Consider the following 16,080-nt stretch of genomic DNA (forward strand, 5'->3'; position numbering starts at 1 on the left):
GATCAAGCGACCTGGAATGCCGTCAAGCATCTGCAGTCTCCATCAGAGGCTTGACACCGAACACAGTTGCTCGGGGGCTGAGGCCGGACACAGGGCGTCCAGTGGACGGCCTGTGCCTGACGAAGAGCTGCGGCACCTGCCGCAGCGCGGTCTGCAAGCCCGACTGGGCACGCCCGCGTCCAGCGGCGCGTGACCAGGCGAGGGGCTCCATGTCAATCAAGCTTCAATTTCTGTTGGGCGACGACCTTCTTGTAGACGTCGAATTCCGCGGCGATCTGGGCCGCGAACTGCTCGGGCGTGTTGGCCACGATCAGCGAGCCGGTGTCCTCGATGCGCTTCTTCACGTCGGGCAGTTCGACCGCCTTCTTGATGGCGTTGTGGACCTTGTCGACAATGTCCTTGGGCAGGCCCTTGGGGCCGTGGATGCCGTAGTAGGCCATGCGATTGACCGGCTCCAGGCCGACTTCCTTGAAGGTCGGCACATTGGGCAGGGAAGCCAGGCGCTGCGGCGCCGCGACGACGATGGGAATCAGGCGACCGTCCTTGATGAAGGGCAAGGCCGAAGGCAGGTTGTCGAAGATCATCGGCACCTGGCCGGCCACCGTGTCGTTCAGGGCCGGGCCGGCACCGCGGTAGGGGATGTGCAGCACGAAGACACCGGCCAGCGTCTTGTACAGCTCCATCTGCATGTGGCCGATGCCGCCCGTGCCCGAGGTCGCGTAGCTGTGCTTGGCCGGGTTCTTCTTGAGTTCGGCGACGAAGCCCTTGTAGTCGCGCGCCGGGAAGCTGGGATGCACGGCGATGACGTTGGGCGTCGCCGCGATGTTGGTGATGGGCGTGAAGTCCGTCAGCGGGTTGTAGGCGATCTTGGGATTGATGGCGGGGTTGGACGCTGTCGTCGACACCGTCGCCACGCCCAGCGTGTAGCCGTCCGGCGAGGAGCGCGCGATCTCGGTGGCGCCCACCGTGCCGCCACCGCCGGCCTTGTTGTCGACCACCATGGTCTGGCCCAGGATGGCGTTCATGCGCTCGGAGACGATGCGGGCAATGATGTCCGTCGTGCCGCCAGGTGCAAACGGCACGATCAGGCGCACCGGTTTGGTCGGGTAGCCCTGGGCCCAGGCGAGGTTGCCCAAGGGGCCGAGGCTCGTGAGTGCGGCGGCTTGCAGGACGGAACGGCGTTGCATGGGGTCGGTCTCCTGGGTGTGATGAGACCGATGCTAGTTCAGGACGGCTGCCCCAGCAGGCCGGCCCGCAATCGGGCGTCGCTGTTGTCGCCCAGGAAGACCTTCAGGAAGGCCGTGTAGAAATCCTGGCCCTCGATGGCCTTGCCCCAGATCTTGCCGTTGACGCTGAGCACGGTGCCGCCCTGGTCGGGCAGATAGTCGATGTGCAGCAGGTCGCCCTTCTTCACGCGCCCGATCTCGCCGATGGCTGCGTTGAACTGCTTCACCCGCTCGGCCACCGCGACCTTTTCGGCCTCGGTGGCATTGCGGCTCACGCCCTTGTTGATGGCCTTGACGAACTCCTGCGTCGACACGTCCTTCACGAGGGGAATGGTGATGCGCAACTCGACGCGCTTGGGGCCGGTCTGTGCATAGATCGCCTCCGACGTGCCTGCCTTGTGCGGCACGTAGAGCGCGGCCAGATAGGCCGAGTAGCGCATGATGAACATCTTGGTGCCGACGCCGTTGAGCTGCAGCGCGGAACCACCGAGTTGCAGGGTGTCGGGGAAATCCTGGCCCTCGTAGCGCACGGCGTGAGCGGGCAGGGACGCGGCTGCGGCCAGGGCGAAGACTGCGGCGCGGCGACGGACGGACGACATCATTCAGAAAGCTCCAGCGGGTGCGGGCGCGACGATAACGCGCCGGCGGCTTGCGGCGCGGACAGGGCCCAGGCGATGTGTTCGGCCACCAGGGCGTCGGCCCCCTGCCCCGCCTGCTGCAGGGCGGCGCGCAGGGCCGGGTCGTCGCGCTGGCGCAGCGCATTGCCGGCAGAAACCGCCAGATTGCGCTGCCAGCGGGCGAAACCGATGCGCCGGATGGCCGAACCCTCGGTGCGGCGCAGGAACTCCTTCTCGTCCCATCCGAGCAGCGTGGCAATCGGCGCGCCTGCCATGCCGGGGCGCACGTCGAAGTCGGCCAGCACGGCGGGTTGGGCGAACTTGTTCCAGGGGCAGGCCAGCTGGCAGTCATCGCAGCCGTAGATGCGGTTGCCCAGCAGCGGCCGCAGCTCCTCGGGAATGGGGCCGTCGTGCTCGATGGTCAGGTAGGAGATGCAGCGCCGCGCGTCGACGCGATAAGGCGCCGTGATGGCAGCCGTCGGGCAGACATCGATGCAGGACCGGCATTCACCGCAATGGGCCGTAACGGCTTCCGTCAACGGAAGGGCGAGATCGATGAAGAGCTCGCCAAGGAAGAACATCGAGCCCGCCTCGCGGTGCAGGGTCAGCGTGTGCTTGCCGCGCCAGCCCAGGCCCGAACGCGCCGCCAGTTCCACCTCCAGCACCGGCGCCGAGTCGGTGAAGACGCGGTAGCCCAGCGGCCCGACCTCGGCTTCCAGCATGTCGGCCAGCTTCTGCAGGCGCTGGCGCAGCACCTTGTGATAGTCGCGGCCACGGGCATAGATCGAAATCTGGGCCTGTTCGGGCTGGGCCAGGCCAGCCCATTCGACCGCCTGCCAGCCCGGCTCCGTCCCCTGCGGCAGATAGTCCATGCGTGCCGTGATGACGCGCAGCGTGCCCGGCACCAGCTCGGCCGGCCGGGCCCGCTTCATGCCGTGGGCGGCCATGTAGTGCATGCGGCCGTGGTGGCCGGCGTCCAGCCAGGCCTGCAGGCCGGGTTCGGCGCTGCTGAGGTCCACATCCGCCACGGCGATCTGTGAGAATCCCAGCCCAAGAGCCCAGCCGCGCAGTTTCTCCAGCAGCGCGGCGGCATCGACAGTGGACGGGACCTCTTGCATTTGCCTGCGATTTTAGAAACCCAACTGCTGTGGCCCGACGAGGCCGCGGCCCAAGCCACCGCCAAAAGTCTCGCGGCGGCATTGCTCCCCTCCCTTCAGAAAGCGCCGGACCGCTCCAAGGTTTCTGAATCCCCCTCGGGGGGCCTGGCGCTGGACGGCAGGTCTGGGGGCACCATGAACGCCCTGATCGAGCTGCACGGGCCGCTCGGTGCCGGCAAGACGACCTTCGTGCGCCTGCTGCTGCGGGCCCTGGGCGTCGAGGGCCGCATCAAGAGCCCGAGCTATGCCGTCATGGAGAGCTACGAACTGCCTGAATCCTCGGGAGGCGGCACGGCCAGCCACTTCGACTTCTACCGCTTCGGCGATCCGCGCGAGTGGGAAGACGCCGGCTTTCGCGACGTCTTCGCCGCGCCCGGCCTCAAGCTCTGCGAATGGCCCGAGAAGGCCGCCGGCCAGTTGCCGCCGCCCGATCTGCAACTCTTCATCGAACTGATGCCCGACGACAGCCGCCAGGTGCGCGCCGTGGGTGCTCCCGCGCTCGTCGAGGCCCTGACATGAAGCGCCGCGATTCCCTCGGCCTGCTGGCCCTGCTGCTGAAGGCGCCCGACACCCTCGCCGCCGGCAGCGATGCCAGCATCGTCGCCGTACGCGTCTGGCCGGCGCAGGAATACACCCGCGTCACCCTCGAGTCCGACAAGGCGTTGACGACCAAATACTTCCTCGTCGACTCGCCGCACCGCCTCGTCATCGACGTCGACGGCCTGGAGCTGAGCCCGGGGCTGCGCGAGCTGATCGGCAAGGTCAAGCCCGACGACCCTTACATCAGCGGCGTGCGCGTCGGCCAGAACACGCCGACCGTCGTGCGCATCGTGCTGGACCTGCGCCAGCCGGTGGCGCCGCAGATCTTCACGCTGGCGCCGGTGGCGGCCTACAAGCACCGCCTGGTCTTCGACCTGTACCCGAAGTTCGCGGCCGACCCGCTGGTAGCCCTGGCCAACGAGCGCGGCAAGGCGCCAACTGCTCCAGCGCCCTCCCCGGCCCAGCGCGCTGAACAGGCTGCCAGCGCCGTCAACGACGCCCTGGGTGACCTGATCCAGAAGATCGAGCGCCCCGCTCCCGCGGCTTCGGCCCCGGCGCCCTCACCCGTGGCCGCGGCGTCCAGGCCCGCGCCCTCCCCCGCGCCGGCGCCAGCCGCCGAGCCCAAGATCGATCGCCTCATCATCATTGCGCTGGACCCCGGCCATGGCGGTGAAGACCCCGGCGCCGTCGGTCCCTCCGGCCTGCGCGAGAAGGACGTGGTGCTGGCCGTCGCCCACAAGTTGCGGGAGCGCCTGACGACCAACCCCAACATCCGCGTGCTGATGACGCGCGACGCCGACTTCTTCGTGCCCCTGCACGAGCGCGTGCGCAAGGCCCGGCGCGTGCAGGCCGACCTCTTCGTGTCCATCCACGCCGATGCCTTCATCACGCCCCAGGCTCGCGGTGCCTCGGTCTTCGTGCTCAGCGACGGCGCGGCCACCAGCGCTGCCGCGCGCTGGATGGCCGACAAGGAGAACGCCGCCGACATGGTGGGCGGCGTCAACGTCGGCGCGGCCACCAAGGATGCCAATGTGCTGCGCGCCCTGCTGGACATGAGCACGACGGCCCAGATCAAGGACAGCCTCAAGCTCGGTGGCGAGGTGCTGGGCCAGATCGGCAAGGTTGGCAAGCTGCACAAGGCCCGCGTCGAACAGGCCGGCTTCGCCGTGCTGAAGGCGCCGGACATCCCCAGCATCCTGGTCGAGACGGCCTTCATCTCCAACCCCGAGGAAGAGAAGAAGCTGCGCGACCCGGACTACCAGGACCAGCTCGTGGATGCGCTGGCCTCGGGCATCGCCAAATACTTCGCCAAGAGCCCGCCGATGGCGAGGAAGCGCAGCACGACGCTCTGAGTTTCGTGTTTCAGCGGCAAGGACCGAAGCTCAACGCGGTCTTGAAGTCCTGTGCGTATTCGTGCCACGTGGCCGGTGCTCCGGGATAGAACGGTGCAACTGCTGATTCAAGGAGCACATACGCCGCCCACAGCGCCACAGGGAACAGCATTCGCCGTGGCAGGTTGTTCAAGCGGTGCCCCGGAAACAACACGGCGACGAGCGTGAGCGCCACCGCTCCGTAGCGAAAGGCGTCCGACTTCCAGACGTAGTTGCCGCAGGACCAGAAGCCGAAGTAGCTGGCGCCCGCGGCGACCCAGACACAGGCCAAGCCAGCAATCAAGTCGCCATAGCTCGACCGCCAACGCATCAAGCGAAAGCCTTCGGGAAAGACGTCGTCGTTCATAGACGGCATGGCCGGCTTTGTACCGCTGGGCGGAGGCTGTGAATGGCTCCGGCGCGCCCGAGCAGACCGCTGCAGCGTCGCCAATCAAGGCGCAAAGCACAGCCGTAGCTCGAGCTACGGCGCGCATTTGCAACGCCAAGTGGCGGCGTTGCAGGGGGATGAGCGGGCGTGCAGGGGCCGTTCGCAGCCTCCTTAGCAGCACTTCCCGACGCGCGCGCTGTAGCGCGCCGCCTGCCTCTCCCTGAAGAACTCCTCATAGCTCATGGCGGGCCGCTCCGGATGCGTGGCCTGGTGATGGGCCAGGTAGCTGCCGTAGTCCGGCACGCCCACCATCAGGCGCAGGCTCTGCCTCAGATAGCGGCCCGCCTGGGCGAGCTCGCGCAGCTCAAGCATGCTGGCCGGCCGGCAGCAGCACGAAGGCGGTTTCCTGGGCCGTGGCCTTGCCGGTACGGCGCGCTTCGAGAATGGCCTTGACGCTGTAGACCAGCACGCTCAGCACCACCCCCATGAAGAGGGCGCACAGCGCCGCGTCCAGCCTGTCGTTGAACACGACGCGCGACATCGCCTCCAGCGACTTGGCCGGTGCCAGTACCTTGCCCTCGGCAATCGCCGCGGCGTATTTGTCGGCGTGGGCCAGGAAGCCGAGCTTGGGATCGGCGGCGAAGATCTTCAGCCAGCCGGCGCTCATCGTGCAGACCAGCAGCCAGGCCGCAGGCAAGGCCGTGACCCAGGCATGGCGGTCCTTCTTCATCTTGAAGATGACGACGGTGCCCAGCAGCAGCGCGACGGCGGCCAGCATCTGGTTGGCGATGCCGAACAGCGGCCACAGCGTGTTGATGCCGCCCAGCGGATCGACCACGCCCTGGTAGAGGAAATAGCCCCAGGCCGCCACGCACAGGCCGGTGGCGACAAGGTTGGCCACCCAACTCTCGGTGCGCTTCAGCGATGGCACGAAGCTGCCCAGCAGGTCCTGCAGCATGAAGCGGCCGGCGCGGGTGCCGGCATCCACGGCCGTCAGGATGAACAGGGCCTCGAACAGGATGGCGAAGTGGTACCAGAAGGCCATCAGGGCCTTGCCGCCCACCACCTGGTGCAGGATTTCGGCCATGCCCACGGCCAGCGTCGGCGCACCGCCGGCACGCGCCAGGATGGTCTTTTCGCCGACGTCGGCCGCGGCCTGGGTCAGCATGTCGGGCGTGATGACGAAGCCCCAGGTCGACAGGGTCTGCGCGACCGTGGCGGCGTCCTTGCCGACGACGGCGGCCGGGCTGTTCATGGCGAAGTAGACGCCCGGCTCGATGCACGAGGCCGCCACCAGCGCCATCACGGCGACAAAGCTCTCGGCCAGCATGCCGCCGTAGCCGATGTAGCGGGCATGCGTCTCGTTCTCCAGCAGCTTCGGGGACGTGCCCGAAGAGATCAGCGCATGGAAGCCCGACACGGCGCCGCAGGCGATGGTGATGAAGAGGAAGGGGAAGAGATTGCCCGCCCAGACGGGGCCGCCGCCGACGGCAAACTGCGTCAACGCCGGCATCTTCAGCGGCGGCGCGACGATGACGATGCCGATGGCCAGCGCAATGATGGTGCCGATCTTCAGGAAGGTGCTGAGGTAGTCGCGCGGCGCCAGCAGCAGCCACACCGGGATGCAGGCGGCGACGAAGCCGTAGCCGATCAGCAGGCCGACCAGCGTCGTGGGCTGCAGCGTGAAGAGGGGCGCCAGCGTCGGGCTCTCGCTGACGGTCTGGCCGCCGAAGATGGCCGCCATCAGCAGCGCGAAGCCGATCACCGACACCTCGCCGATGCGGCCCGGGCGGATGAAGCGCAGGTAGACGCCCATGAAGAGGGCGACGGGAATCGTCGCCGCCACCGTGAACAGGCCCCAGGGCGAATCGGCCAGGGCCTTCACGACGATCAGGGCCAGCACCGCCAGGATGATGATCATGATCATGAAGGCACCGAACAGCGCGATGAGCCCGGGCACCGTGCCCATCTCCTGCTTGACGAGGTCGCCGAGCGACCGGCCGTCACGCCTCGTGGAGATGAAGAGCACGATGAAGTCCTGCACCGCGCCGGCGAAGACGACGCCAGCCAGGATCCACAGCAGGCCGGGCAGATAGCCCATCTGCGCCGCCAGCACGGGGCCGACCAGTGGGCCGGCGCCGGCAATCGCCGCGAAGTGGTGGCCGTAGAGCACGTGCTTGTTGGTGGGCACGAAATCCAGGCCGTCGTTGTACTTCCAGGCCGGGGTCTGCCGGCGCGCGTCCAACCCCAGCACCTTGTCGGCGATGAACAGGCTGTAGTAGCGGTAGGCGATGAGGTAGGTGCACAGGGCGGCGGCCACGACCCACAGCGCACTGATCGTCTCGCCGCGGCTCAGGGCCACGGTGGCGAGGGATACGGCACCGAGGATCGCGACACCCGCCCAGGCGAGGTGGCGGCGCAGGTTCTGCATGGGGCTTGTCTCCGTTGCGGTGCGCACGTCGAAGGGGCGGCGCTACCGTGAGCCAAGTCTCGGAAAACGAGGCCCCCGGGGCATCGGTCAAGCCACGCAGGGGCGCCACGCGGCAATACCTAAGGGTCAACCCGGACTACACCCGCTTACCAATGCCCGGCCAGGCCCGTCAACGTCGGCCCCCGACCGGCGTTGTTCGTACACGGCCAGCATCTTGCTGAGCCCCATAGGAGTACCGCCATGTTCCGCACCGTTCTTGCCGCCCTTGCCACCACGGCTGCCCTGCTGGGCGCCACGTCCGCCCAGGCCGGCACGCACTGGTCCGTCGGCATCAGCCTGCCCGCCACCGGCGTCGTCGTGTCCAACGGCGGCTACTACGCCCCGGCACCCGCACCCGTCTACTACGAACCGGCTCCGGTCTACTACGAAGCGGCCCCGGTCGTGCGCTACGCGCCCGCCCCCCGCTACGTCGAACGTGACGTCTACTACGCCCCGCCTCCGCGGGTGGTCTATGAGCGCCGCTGGGAAGGCCGCGACGACCGTTGGGACCACGGCCACCGCGATCACGGCGACCGAGGTGACCGCTGGGGTCACGACCGCGACGACTACGGCCCGCGCCGTGGCCGCTGAAACTGACGCTCAACGCTGCTGGCGAATCTCCGCCAGCAGCTGTTGAAGGTCAGGCAGATCGAAGGGCTTGAGCAAGGCCCTCACATGGGGTCCGAAGTCCGACAGGTCGGACTTCATCGCATAGCCCGACGAAAACACGACCCAGGCCTCGGGCGCACTGCGCAGGATGGCGCGAGCCAGGTCAACGCCCGACATCTGCGGCAGGCTGACGTCGGTCAGCACCAGATCGAAGCGGTCCGGCGAATACATCGCCAGGGCCTCTTCGGCCGTGGCGCAGCTTTCCAGCTGCAAGCCGACCTCCTCGAGCAGATAGCCGATCTGCTCGCGCAGATCCTCGTTGTCTTCCACAAACAGCACTCGCAAATCCAACTCCTCGGGGGCGACCGGCTGGCGGCTGAGCGAAAGCTCCGCCACGGCCCGGGCCAGCAAATGGGGTGAGACGGCCTTGGGCAGGCAGCGCTGGAAGCCGGCTTCGAGGGCCGCCTCGCGGTCGGCGGCGCGCACATAGGCCGTGACGGCGGCAGCGGGCAGGTCGGCCGGCCCCAGGGCCAGTTGCCGCCGCACATGGCGGATCAGGTCGTAGCCGCCCATGCCCGGCATGCCGAGATCGCTGAGCAGCACGTCAAAGCTCTGCTCGCGCAGCAGCGCGAGCGCCGCTTCGCCCGACTCGGCGGTGACCACCCGGGCCCCGCGCTCGGACAGCAGGCGGGCATGGACCTCCAGCACGTCGGGATGATCGTCGACCAGCAGCACGCGCACGCCGGCGATCGAGGGTTCGACGCCGCCGGCCTCGGTCTCGAAACCCGCCGACGTCGATGGGCCCGCGCGGGGCAGGCGCACGCTGAAGGTCGACCCCTGGCCGGGGCCGGCGCTGTGCGCCGCCACCTCGCCGCCATGCAGCTCGACCAGGTTCTTGACGATGGACAGGCCCAGGCCCAGACCGCCGTGCACGCTGGTGGCCGTGCCGTCGGCCTGGGTGAAGCGATCGAACAGCTGGGGCAGGAAGGCCGGGTCTATGCCCTGGCCGGTGTCGCTGACGGCAATCTCCACGACGGGCCCGTTCAGCCGCGTCGACAGGGTGACGCTGCCGCCCACCGACGTGAACTTCATCGCATTGGTCACGAGGTTCATGACGACCTGGGTCAGTCGCCGCGCATCGCCGAAGACTTCGGCCGCCTCGGGTGCGAGGTGCAGCACGATGTCGAGCTGGCGCTGCTGGGCCGTCGGCCGCGCCGTATCGGCCGCGCCGGCCACGATGCCGTTCAGGTCCACCCGCTCGACATTCATCAGCTGCTTGCCGGCGACGATGCGGCTCATCTCCAGCAGGTCGTCGACGAGGACGGCCTGGGCCTGGGCATTGCGGGCAATGGCCTGGATGCCGCGCTGCTGCATGGCCGGCTGCACGCTGGGGTGGGCCAGCACATTGACCCAGCCGAGGATGGCCGCCAGCGGCGTGCGCAGCTCGTGGCTGATGGCGGCGACGAACTCCTCCTTGGCCCGCGACGCCTGGTCGGCGGCGCCACGCGCAGCCTGCTCGGCGGCCAGCAATTGCTCGCGGCGCAGCTGCAGCTCGCGGCGGTCGGTGATGTCGTGGAAGTAGACCGACAGGCCATCGTGGGACGGATAGCAATGGCATTCCACCCAGCGCTCCGTCGAGGCGGGCACCAGGGCTTCGAAGGACACGGCCTGGCCCTTGGCCCGCGCACTCGCGAAGCCTGCCTCGAATTCGCCACCGGCACCGAACACGTCGGCACTGCGCCGCCCGGTCAGCTCGGCGGCCTGGCGGCCCAGCAGGCGGGCGCCCTGCTCGTTGACATAACCGACAAGCCCGTCATGCTCGATGACGAGCAGGCCATCCGTGATGCTGCTCATCATGGCGCGCAGGCGCCGGTCAGCGGCCTGGAAGGCCTCGGTGCGCTCGGTGACGCGACCCTCCAGCGTCTCGTTGAGTTCACGCAGCAGTTCCTCGGCGCGGCGCCTTTCTTCCACCTCGGCCTGCAGGGCCATGTTCGCGCGCTGCAGCTGGCGGGTCTTGCGATCCAGTTCGGCGAAGACCGCCACCTTGGAGCGCAGCACCGCCGGGTTCACCGGCTTGTGCAGATAGTCCACGGCCCCCGAGCCATAGCCCTGCAGCCGGTGCTGGTCCTGATCGAAATAGGCCGTCAGGAAGATGATGGGCAGGTGGGCGTTGCGCTTGCGCTCCTTGATCATCTGCGCCAGCTCGATGCCGTTCATGTCGGGCAGCTGGATGTCCAGCACCATGACGGCGAACTCCTGGCTCATCAGCGCGAGCAGGGCCTGGTCGGCCGACAGCGCGCGCACGATGCGATAGCCCGGATCGGCCAGCACGCTCTCCAGCACCAGCAGATTGGCCGGCTCGTCGTCGACGATGAGGATGTTGGTGAGCTCGTCCACGCCCGCTCTCGCCTCCAGGATGTCGGTCGTCCGCATCGCCATCAACGGTACAGCCACACGCGCATCAGCGACAGCAGCTGCGCGGTGTTGACCGGTTTGGAGATGTAGTCGCTCGCGCCGGCCTCCAGGCATTTCTCGCGGTCGCCCTTCATGGCCTTGGCCGTCAGGGCCAGGATGGGCAGGTTGCGGAACTCGGCGTGGGAGCGGATCTCGCGCATGGTCTCGTAGCCGTCCATGTCCGGCATCATGATGTCCATCAGCACGAGGTCGAGATCGGGCGTGTGCTGGATGATCTCCACGGCGGCGCGGCCGCTGGTGGCGGTCAGCACCTGCATCTCCTGGTTCTCCAGCAGCGTCGTCAGCGCGAAGATGTTGCGGGCGTCGTCGTCCACCACCAGCACGCGGCGGCCGCGCAGCATCTCCGCCGCGCCGTGCAGCTTCTGCAGGATGTCCTGCTTGTTCTGCGGCAGCTCGGTGACGACGCGATGCAGGAAGAGTGCCGTCTCGTCCAGCAGGCGCTCGGGGCTTTGCACGTCCTTCAGCACCACGCTCTTGGCCAGGGCGCGCAGCTGCTTCTGCTCGGCGCCGGAGAGGTCCTTGCCGGTGAAGACGACGACGGGCACGCTCGCCAGCGAGGGATCGGCATGCAGCTTCTCCAGCAGGGCGAAGCCGCTGACGTCGGGCAGGCGCAGGTCGAGCACGATGCAGTCGAAGGCCTGGTCGCGCAGCAGCTCCAGCGCTTGGGCGCCGGTGCCGGCGGTCTCCAGGTCGATGTCGTCATGGTCGAGCAGTTCGACGATGGCCTGGCGCTCGATGTCGTTGTCCTCGATGACGAGCAGGCGCTTGACGCGCGGCACCGTGAAATCGCGGATGCGGTCCAGGGCCGCCTCCATCTCCTCGCTGGTGGAGGACTTCACCACGTAGCTGAAGGCGCCGTGGGCCAGGCCGTGGTTGCGGTCCTCCTCGGCGACGCTGAAGATCTGCACGGGGATGTGGCGGGTCAGCGGGTCCAGCTTGAGCTGGTTGAGCACCGTCCAGCCCAGCATGTCGGGCAGGAAGATGTCCAGCGAGATGGCGGTGGGCAGGAAGCGCCGCGCCAGCTCCAGGCCCAGACTGCCCTTCAGCGCCACCAGGCCCTTGAAGCCGCGGTCACGCGCCAGACCCAGCACGATGCGCGCGAAGTGAGGGTCGTCCTCGATGATGAGCAGCACCGACTCGCCCTCGACGAGGTTGTCGCGGTCGTCGGGCACCGTCGTCTCGCGCACCAGCGGCAGGTTGCTGCGCGGCGCCTGGGCGGGGCGGCCACGCTCGGGCGGGGCCATGCGGGCGCTGTCGGCGCCGGCGAAATGCAGCGGCAGGAAGAGGGTGAAGGTGCTGCCATGGCCATGCACGCTGGACAGGCGGATCTCACCGCCCAGCAGCGCCGCCAGCTCGCGGCTGATGGCCAGGCCCAGGCCGGTACCGCCGTATTTGCGCGAGGTGCCGGCGTCGGCCTGCTGGAAGGCCTCGAAGATCAGGCGCTGCTTCTCGGGGGCGACACCGATGCCGGTGTCTTCCACCGCGAAGGCCAGCACCTGGGGCGCCTTGGACAACACCGGGTGCTCGGTGCTCCAACCCTCGCTGGCCAGGCTGACGCGCAGCTCCACATGGCCGTGGGCCGTGAACTTGACGGCGTTGGACAGCAGGTTCTTCAGGATCTGCTGCAGGCGCTTGGCGTCGCTTTCCATGCTGCGCGGCAGGTCGTCGGCGAACAGCAGGCGCAGCGGCAGGGCCTTGGCTTCGGCCACATGGCGGAAGTTGCGGTCGATGTTGTCGCGCAGCGAAGCGAAGGCGATGTCCTCGATTTCCACCGTCACCGTGCCCGACTCGATCTTGGACAGGTCCAGGATGTCGTTGATGAGGTGCAGCAGGTCCGAGCCCGAGGAATTGATGTTGCGCGAGAACTCGACCTGCTTGCTGCTGAGGTTGCCGTCGTTGTTGCCGGCCAGCTGCTGGCTCAGGATCAGGATGGAGTTCAGCGGCGTGCGCAGCTCGTGCGACATATTGGCCAGGAACTCCGACTTGTACTTGGACGTCAGCGCCAGCTCGGCCGCCTTGTCCTCCAGCGCGTGACGGGCCTGCTCCACTTCGGCGTTCTTGCGCTCGACCTCCTCGTTCTGCTCGGCCAGCAGCCGGGCCTTGGTGCCGAGCTGCTCGTTGGTCTCCTGCAGCTCGCTCTGGCGCGACTGCAGCTCCACCGTCAGCTGCTGGGACTGGGCCAGCAGGGCCTCGGTGCGCATGGTCGCCTCGATGGTGTTGAACACCGCGCCGATGCTCTGGGTCAGCAGCTCCAGGAAGGCCAGCGAGCCGCTGCTGAAGGGCTGCAGCGTGGCCAGTTCGATGACGGCCTTGGTCTGGCCCTCGAACAGCACCGGCAGCACGACCACGCTGACGCGCGTGGCCTGTCCCAGGCTGGACGAGATGGCGACGAAGTCCGAGGCGATGTCGGCCAGCAGGGTGCTGCGCTTTTCCAGCGCGCACTGGCCGACCAGGCCTTCGCCCATCTCGATGATGGGGGCCAGGCGGACGGCGCCCGACTGCGCATAGCTCGCCAGCAGCCGCAGCTGCTGGCGGTTGTCGCTCTCGGCACCGGCCACGTGATAGATGGTGCCCTGGTGGGCCTGCACCAGCGGCGCCAGCTCGGTCAGCAGCATCTGGCTGACCGTCTGCAGCTCGCGCTGGCCCTGCAGCATGCCGGTGAACTTGGCGAGGTTGGTCTTCAGCCAGTCCTGCTCGCGGTTGCGCTCGGTTGTTTCGCGCAGATTGGAAATCATCGTGTTGATGTTGTCCTTGAGCTCGGACACCTCGCCCTTGGCTTCGACCTGGATGGCGCGCGTCAGGTCGCCCTTGGTCACGGCGGTGGCCACCTCGGCGATGGCGCGCACCTGGGTCGTCAGGTTGGCGGCCAGCAGGTTGACGTTGCCGGTCAGGTCCTTCCAGGTGCCCGAGGCGCCCGGCACATGGGCCTGGCCGCCCAGGCGTCCGTCCACGCCCACTTCGCGCGCCACATTGGTCACCTGCTCGGCGAAGGTGGCCAGGGTGTCGGTCATGTTGTTGATGGTGTCGGCCAGGGCCGCCACCTCGCCCTTGGCCTGCACGGTCAGGCGTTGCGTCAGGTTGCCGTTGGCCACGGCCGTCACGACCTTCACGATGCCGCGCACCTGTTCGGTCAGGTTGGAGGCCATGAAGTTGACGTTGTCGGTCAGGTCCTTCCAGGTGCCACCCACGCCGGCCACCTTGGCCTGGCCACCGAGCTTGCCTTCCGTGCCCACCTCGCGTGCGACGCGCGTCACCTCGCCGGCGAAGGCGTTGAGCTGGTCCACCATGGTGTTGATGGTGTTCTTCAGCTCCAGGATTTCGCCGCTGACGTCCACCGTGATCTTGCGGTTCAGGTCGCCGCGGGCCACGGCCGTCGTCACCTCGGCGATGTTGCGCACCTGGGCCGTCAGGTTGGCGCCCATGGTGTTGACCGAGTCGGTCAGGTCCTTCCAGGTGCCGGCCACGCCCGGCACCACGGCCTGCACGCCCAGGCGCCCTTCCGTGCCCACCTCGCGGGCCACGCGCGTCACCTCGGAGGCGAAGGAGCGCAGCTGCTCCACCATGGTGTTGATGGTTTCCTTCAGCTGCAGGATCTCGCCGCGCACGTCGACGGTGATCTTCTTGGACAGGTCGCCGTTGGCCACCGCGATGGTCACCTCGGCGATGTTGCGCACCTGGTTGGTCAGGTTGCTCGCCATGGAGTTGACGTTGTCGGTCAGGTCCTTCCACGTGCCGGCCACACCCGGCACCTGGGCCTGGCCGCCGAGCTTGCCTTCGGTGCCCACCTCGCGCGCCACGCGGCTCACTTCCGAGGCGAAGGCGCCGAGCTGCTCGACCATGGTGTTCATGGTTTCCTTCAGCTGCAGGATCTCGCCCTTCACGTCCACCGTGATCTTGCGGCTCAAGTCACCTCGCGCGATGGCGGTGGCCACGTCGGCGATGTTGCGCACCTGGCCGGTCAGGTTGGACGCCATGGAGTTGACGTTGTCCGTCAGGTCCTTCCACACGCCGGCCACGCCCGGCACGGCCGCCTGGCCGCCCAGCTTGCCTTCCGTGCCCACCTCGCGGGCCACGCGTGTCACCTCGGAGGCAAAAGCGCGCAGCTGGTCCACCATGGTGTTGATGGTCTCCTTCAGCTGAAGGATCTCGCCGCGCACGTCCACCGTGATCTTCTTGGACAGGTCGCCACTGGCCACCGCGATGGTCACGTCGGCGATGTTGCGCACCTGGCCCGTCAGGTTGGACGCCATGGAGTTGACGTTGTCCGTCAGGTCCTTCCAGGTGCCCGCCACGCCCGGCACCTGGGCCTGGCCACCGAGCTTGCCCTCGGTGCCCACCTCGCGCGCCACCCGGGTCACTTCGCCGGCGAAGGCGTTGAGCTGGTCCACCATGGTATTGATGGTGTCCTTCAGCTCCAGGATCTCGCCGCGCACGTCCACGGTGATCTTCTTGGACAGATCGCCGTTGGCAACCGCCGTCGTCACCTCGGCGATGTTGCGCACCTGGCCCGTCAGGTTGGAGGCCATGAAGTTGACGTTGTCGGTCAGGTCCTTCCATGTGCCGGCCACGCCGGGCACCTGGGCCTGGCCGCCGAGCTTGCCGTCCGTGCCCACCTCACGGGCCACACGGCTCACCTCGGAGGCGAAGCCGTTGAGCTGGTCCACCATGGTGTTCAGCGTGTTCTTCAGCGCCAGGATCTCGCCCTTGACCTCCACGGTGATCTTCTTGGAGAGGTCGCCGCTGGCCACGGCCGTCGCCACGTCGGCGATGTTGCGCACCTGGCCCGTCAGGTTGGAGGCCATGAAGTTGACGTTGTCCGTCAGGTCCTTCCACGTGCCGGCCACGCCGGGCACCTGGGCCTGGCCGCCCAGCTTGCCCTCCGTGCCCACCTCGCGGGCCACGCGGCTGACCTCGGAAGCGAAGCCATTGAGCTGGTCCACCATGGTATTCAGCGTGTTCTTCAGCTCCAGGATCTCGCCCTTCACGTCCACCGTGATCTTCTTGGACAGGTCGCCACCGGCCACGGCTGTGGCCACGTCCGCGATATTGCGCACCTGGCCCGTCAGGTTGGAGGCCATGGAGTTGACGTTGTCGGTCAGGTCCTTCCAGGTGCCCGCCACGCCGGGCACCTGGGCCTGGCCGCCCAGCTTGCCTTCCGTGCCCACCTCGCGCGCCACGCGGCTGACCTCGCCGGCAAAGCCGTTGAGCTGGTCCACCATGGTGTTGAT

Annotated in this window: 11 protein-coding genes; 3 read left to right on the forward strand and 8 right to left on the reverse strand. The window is 68.0% G+C overall.

What is annotated here, in order from left to right; translation table 11 throughout:
- Window positions 1–212: 212 nt before the first annotated feature.
- The 3 genes from AC3WOE_RS15695 to queG are packed head-to-tail and all read right to left on the reverse strand — an operon-like array spanning window position 213 to window position 2,961.
- Window positions 213–1,187: a tripartite tricarboxylate transporter substrate binding protein BugE gene (locus AC3WOE_RS15695; RefSeq protein ID WP_492691678.1), complete on the reverse strand. Its 975-nt coding sequence runs from the start codon at window positions 1,185–1,187 to the stop codon at window positions 213–215.
- A gap of 38 nt (window positions 1,188–1,225) precedes the next feature.
- Window positions 1,226–1,828 (reverse strand): chalcone isomerase family protein, encoded by a 603-nt coding sequence (locus AC3WOE_RS15700; protein WP_492691680.1) that lies wholly within the window; start codon window positions 1,826–1,828, stop codon window positions 1,226–1,228.
- The gene (queG, locus tag AC3WOE_RS15705) at window positions 1,825–2,961 is read right to left on the reverse strand and encodes a tRNA epoxyqueuosine(34) reductase QueG (RefSeq protein WP_492691682.1); all 1,137 of its coding nucleotides are present in this window, start codon (window positions 2,959–2,961) and stop codon (window positions 1,825–1,827) included. The genes AC3WOE_RS15700 and queG overlap by 4 nt, the downstream gene beginning before the upstream one ends.
- Window positions 2,962–2,985: 24 nt before the next feature.
- On the opposite strand from queG, the gene tsaE reads away from it, so the two are divergent.
- Together tsaE and AC3WOE_RS15715 are read left to right on the forward strand one after the other, a co-directional pair.
- Complete coding sequence (tsaE, locus tag AC3WOE_RS15710; protein ID WP_492692112.1) at window positions 2,986–3,519, forward strand: tRNA (adenosine(37)-N6)-threonylcarbamoyltransferase complex ATPase subunit type 1 TsaE; 534 nt, start codon at window positions 2,986–2,988, stop codon at window positions 3,517–3,519.
- On the forward strand, window positions 3,516–4,892 hold the full coding sequence (locus AC3WOE_RS15715; RefSeq protein ID WP_492691684.1) for an N-acetylmuramoyl-L-alanine amidase: 1,377 nt from the start codon (window positions 3,516–3,518) through the stop codon (window positions 4,890–4,892). The genes tsaE and AC3WOE_RS15715 overlap by 4 nt, the downstream gene beginning before the upstream one ends.
- 10 nt (window positions 4,893–4,902) lie before the next feature.
- Here the strand turns inward: AC3WOE_RS15715 and AC3WOE_RS15720 are convergent, their stop codons facing one another.
- The 3 genes from AC3WOE_RS15720 to AC3WOE_RS15730 form a co-directional block, all read right to left on the reverse strand.
- The gene (locus AC3WOE_RS15720; protein WP_492691686.1) at window positions 4,903–5,277 is read right to left on the reverse strand and encodes a hypothetical protein; all 375 of its coding nucleotides are present in this window, start codon (window positions 5,275–5,277) and stop codon (window positions 4,903–4,905) included.
- 192 nt (window positions 5,278–5,469) lie between these two features.
- A complete protein-coding gene (locus tag AC3WOE_RS15725; RefSeq protein WP_492691688.1) occupies window positions 5,470–5,670 on the reverse strand; it encodes a YbdD/YjiX family protein in 201 nt (66 codons plus the stop codon).
- Window positions 5,663–7,729 carry a carbon starvation CstA family protein gene (locus tag AC3WOE_RS15730; protein ID WP_492691689.1) on the reverse strand — a complete coding sequence of 689 codons (2,067 nt, stop codon included), beginning with the start codon at window positions 7,727–7,729 and terminating at the stop codon, window positions 5,663–5,665. Before AC3WOE_RS15730 ends, AC3WOE_RS15725 begins: the two co-directional genes overlap by 8 nt.
- A 240-nt stretch (window positions 7,730–7,969) precedes the next feature.
- On the opposite strand from AC3WOE_RS15730, the gene AC3WOE_RS15735 reads away from it, so the two are divergent.
- Window positions 7,970–8,359, forward strand: a complete 390-nt coding sequence (locus AC3WOE_RS15735; RefSeq protein ID WP_492691691.1) for a hypothetical protein — start codon at window positions 7,970–7,972, stop codon at window positions 8,357–8,359.
- Between the two features lie 9 nt (window positions 8,360–8,368).
- On the opposite strand, the gene AC3WOE_RS15740 is transcribed toward AC3WOE_RS15735, so the two are convergent.
- Together AC3WOE_RS15740 and AC3WOE_RS15745 are read right to left on the reverse strand one after the other, a co-directional pair.
- Window positions 8,369–10,810: a response regulator gene (locus AC3WOE_RS15740; protein ID WP_492691693.1), complete on the reverse strand. Its 2,442-nt coding sequence runs from the start codon at window positions 10,808–10,810 to the stop codon at window positions 8,369–8,371.
- A gap of 5 nt (window positions 10,811–10,815) precedes the next feature.
- Window positions 10,816–16,080, reverse strand: a 5,265-nt coding sequence (locus AC3WOE_RS15745; protein ID WP_492691695.1) for a HAMP domain-containing protein, incomplete at its 5' end; no start/stop codon positions are given.

The sequence above is a fragment of the Roseateles sp. FW305-36 genome (genome assembly GCF_058787015.1).